The organism is Patescibacteria group bacterium, from assembly GCA_041661625.1.
Lineage (GTDB): Bacteria > Patescibacteriota > Patescibacteriia > JAHIZJ01 > JAHIZJ01 > JBAZUB01.
The window spans coordinates 1-3,793 of the sequence record JBAZUB010000019.1 but is presented as its reverse complement, the minus strand read 5'-3'; the positions used below and the strand labels follow the sequence as shown (position 1 = coordinate 3,793).

Annotated in this window: 4 protein-coding genes; all 4 read right to left on the bottom strand. The window is 48.3% G+C overall.

Annotation, left to right across the window (positions count from 1 at the left end; translation table 11 throughout):
- Positions 1–136 precede the first annotated feature (136 nt).
- Complete coding sequence (locus tag WC734_06510; GenBank protein ID MFA6198769.1) at positions 137–655, bottom strand: hypothetical protein; 519 nt, start codon at positions 653–655, stop codon at positions 137–139.
- A complete protein-coding gene (locus WC734_06505; GenBank protein ID MFA6198768.1) occupies positions 656–2,110 on the bottom strand; it encodes a hypothetical protein in 1,455 nt (484 codons plus the stop codon).
- 28 nt (positions 2,111–2,138) lie between these two features.
- Positions 2,139–2,624, bottom strand: a complete 486-nt coding sequence (locus WC734_06500; protein MFA6198767.1) for a hypothetical protein — start codon at positions 2,622–2,624, stop codon at positions 2,139–2,141.
- Between the two features lie 16 nt (positions 2,625–2,640).
- The coding region (locus WC734_06495; GenBank protein ID MFA6198766.1) for a terminase TerL endonuclease subunit at positions 2,641–3,793 on the bottom strand (1,153 nt) is incomplete at its 5' end.

The following is a 3,793-nucleotide window of genomic DNA, read 5'->3' as shown; positions in this document are numbered from 1 at the left end:
GTCAATGTCCTTTTCGAGACGCGCACGTTTCTCGCGCTGTAAGCGGCGTTTCTCGCGGGACAGTTGTTTCTTCTGGTCTTTGTTCATGGCAACCTCATTTCAGATTATAGCACGAATTATGTCATTTGTAACATACTTATTGTGACTTTTGGTTTGCAGATTTATTGGCGGTCTTTTGGATGGCTGCGTTCATATCTCTTTCAAATATAGGTTGATACTGTTTGGCGATTTCCGCATCAAACTCGCGTCCGGGAAAACCAGGATGGTCTACGCGTGTGGTGGATATGTAATATCCAAATCTCTGTTTGGCGCGGCTGCTCAAAATTCTTGGAGATGTGGATGCCCTGTATCCAGGTTTGAAGCGCATTAGAGCAGTACCCGATTTTGGTATAGTGTGTGGCGGAGAGCCGATGTTTACAAGGTTATATTTCCATGCGTAAGTACCGCCGGGATATATCTTGGAATAGATACTCGTGGCTGTCTTTCCGTGACTTTTCAGGAAACCAGGCTTGCCGTCCCACCCTTCGGTTGTTGATTTGAACATCTTGATAACATCCGGCGCACTCTTGACGCGCTGAATCCTCTCGATCTCTGCTATCATGTCATCGGTCAGGAATATGTTCTTTGGAATTATTACTTTTACTTCGATGTACATTTACACCCCAAACATCTTGCGTAGTCGTCCGCCCACCGTTTCTTTCTGCTTGCCGGTTGTCTGTCTGCCGGCATCTTCCTGGATGGTGTTCCCGCCAAATTCTCCGACATTTTGCTTGGGAGCCAGTTCCTCGATACCATAATCGGTTTCAATGCCAGCAATGGTAGCCTGGTCGTAAATATGACGGCGTACCAAATCCCGCCGAGCCGCATCGGGGGTAAGGATGAACGAGCGCGTGCTGATAGCCGCCTCTTCCATAGCCGATGTGCGTACCGCCTGTTTCTCCAATTCTTCCTGTTCGTCTATGTCGTTATAGACCAGTTCTGCGCCACGCGGTAACACGCCATACGCTTTGAAACTCTCAACCATTCTGCGCATATACGTGGACGGCCCTTTGGCGTTTGCCTTACGATTCAACATCTGCGACTGACTGGACGAACCGATATTCCCACCTGGCAGAGGGGCAAATTCCTGGTAATCCACGGCGAAGGCAAGTGCCAGCCCGGAGATATACCACTGCATTTCTTGGTCATAATCATAACCATCTGGCAGGGAGGCAAGGTCAATGGTGACAGTGCTGACCGGCTTCTCTGGGTCAAGCGAGGCGATAATGGCGGGTAATACAAAACGTAACGCACCCTGATTATCGGCTTCTTCCTGCCCGCGTTTCATGGCATCGTTGATATCAGTTTTTGATACTCCCGATACCAGATGAAGTTGTTTGAATCGGCGACCACTTATCTTCTCGTCCTTGTAGATCATAATGGAGCGCATGATCTGGGCAAGGCGTATGATACGGCTGAGACTACACACACCCACGCCATTCATTTTCTCGATAGGGGACGGGAATTCAGAGAAGGGAATAACATCGTACCACTTCATCTTGTGTATCTTGGAGTTGCGGTCTGTGTAGAGGACGGGGTATTCCGGGTCTCCGGTACGTTGACACTGGTTACTATCCAGGTGGGCAATGCCAATCACGGGGGCTTTCTCGCCTTTGAACCGGCTATTGGCATCCAAACCAGGATCACGGATAAGTTCGATGAATCTTCCGTTATCTGTGCCATACAGATCTTGTGCGCCGGTCAATTCGAACATTGTCCAGCCAATATGTTGTCCTGCAATGGCGGAGTTAAGCATATCGGTAACGGACTGGGCAACCTTATTGGATGGATGGCGAATCTCCCAATCCATACTGGCACGGTTGAAACAGACAGAAGCAAACGCACCCGCCAGAAAGGTTTCAGACGGCCAGAAGTCGCGTAGTTGCTGGTCGCGGCGTAATACATTCTTACCCCACGGATAGATTGAATCAGCCGCCGAAGCGAGGTTCCACGTCTGCCAGCCGTTTCCAGGGCTTGAGAAGGTGTCTACCTTCGGGAATACCTGCTTGCTTTCGGCAATCGCTTGCGCGGGAAATTGACTTTCGGGTTGCAGATCGGGTTGTCTTGGCATGGTTTACCTCATAAAGTACCTGTTATCATTATACGTCATTTTTGTAGAAAAAATAGCCAAGTATCTTGCCAGTCTCATTGCCGGACGCGTCAATTTCCTTGATCTGCTTGACCTCGCCCATGCGCTTCTCGATTTGTTTCCGTATCGAAGTGGGAAGTCGGTACACCTTTGCCGCCCACTTGTCATACTTGGGTTCAGTGGACAACACCACCGTTCCGGGCGCGCAGTCGAATGTGTGGATGAACCCGTTCATACAGGCTACCATCTCTCCGCCAGTACCCTTGTGACACTTCATACAGACGATACCTTTCTGCTTGGCGGTATGCTGCGTAATCATGTACTGGACAGCCTTGACCTGTACCTGTGTTCCGCAGGTGGATGGTTTGTTGGGCGTAAGCACATGGGTTGGGACGCAGAACGGGCAGAGCAACTCAAACTCACCTTTCTTGTTCCTGTTGGTTTTTGGCAATGCTTCCCGTGTCTTGACGGGGTTTCGTGGGGCTTTATATTTCATTTCTTCCTCGCTTCCTTTATCCTAAATTGAGTCGTAGCAACTCGTGCGCGGTCATGGATGCCGCAACAGTTAGGTCTATCTTAAGCCTATCTGCTCTTTTCACGATACGAATTTTACTGTCTTGGTCATCTATCTTTGCGTTTGCGTTTAGAAAATGCTCAATCAAATCTGGTTCTCCTCGATGCCAAAAACGTCTGTCTCGTATCAAATCTCTCAATCCACTATCCGCTATCAAACGATCTGAACCTTGATTAAATGCTCTGAACCATGCCAACCCCTCTTGTTTAAATCTCTCAGCTACCGAGTGCATTTGGTAGGGGTCATAAGCGACTTGAATGACGTTATACTGTTTTATTAGTTTACGCAATACATCTTCTGGACCTGGTTTATCTTCTGTTCCAATAAAATCTATTTTCCCCGTACTTTTATTTGGTGCCCATTTTTTTGCATATAAAGTAAGTATCTCGTCTGTTCTTGTTGGGTGACGGCAAGCCATGTACAAACCAAAATTGTCATTTGAAGTAGCCGCATCCATACCTATAATTACAGGATGCCTTGTAAAGTCTATTTTCGGCCATTCTTCTTCGGTTCGTTTACAAGCCCAAATCCATTCGGCAGGCACGAACGTTTCCGAACTTGTCACCCACTGGTTGCGATGGATGCGTTGGAACTGGTTGGGTGGAAGTATCTGTTCTTCAGCCGCGTAATATTTTTTGGTCTGCCACGGGCAACGGGGTTGGGTGTTCCACAAACATAGCATCCCTGCGGTTTCGTTCACATACAATTCGAGCGGGGTCGGTTCGCCTTCGGTAACGTCATACAGTTTATCCGGCCAGAGTAGATGACCCTGTTTCACGCCAATATCATACAGGCTGTACAACAAGTCCGATTCTTCGGAAAAACCAGCATAACTCTCGATCCAACGAAATGAACGTCCATACTTGGCCGGGGGCAGGGTTTGCTCAGTCCACATATTCTGTTTTGCAATTTCGTTGGATCCCCAAAGTTCTGACCAGGTTATACCATCAGCGTTACCACCCGCTTCGCCAGATGGGTCAATTGGGATGGCTTCGATAAACGAACCGGACGGGGATGTGATACGGTATCCGTTTATCTTGAATTTATCACGCAATTTCGGGTTGAGTTGTATTGCACGGCGTATATAGTGG

Bases quoted from the DNA above. Each gene is read 5' to 3' on its own strand.
- WC734_06500 (MFA6198767.1), bottom strand. From the start codon at position 2,624: ATGAAATATAAAGCCCCACGAAACCCCGTCAAGACACGGGAAGCATTG.
- WC734_06510 (MFA6198769.1), bottom strand. From the start codon at position 655: ATGTACATCGAAGTAAAAGTAATAATTCCAAAGAACATATTCCTGACC.
- WC734_06505 (MFA6198768.1), bottom strand. From the start codon at position 2,110: ATGCCAAGACAACCCGATCTGCAACCCGAAAGTCAATTTCCCGCGCAA.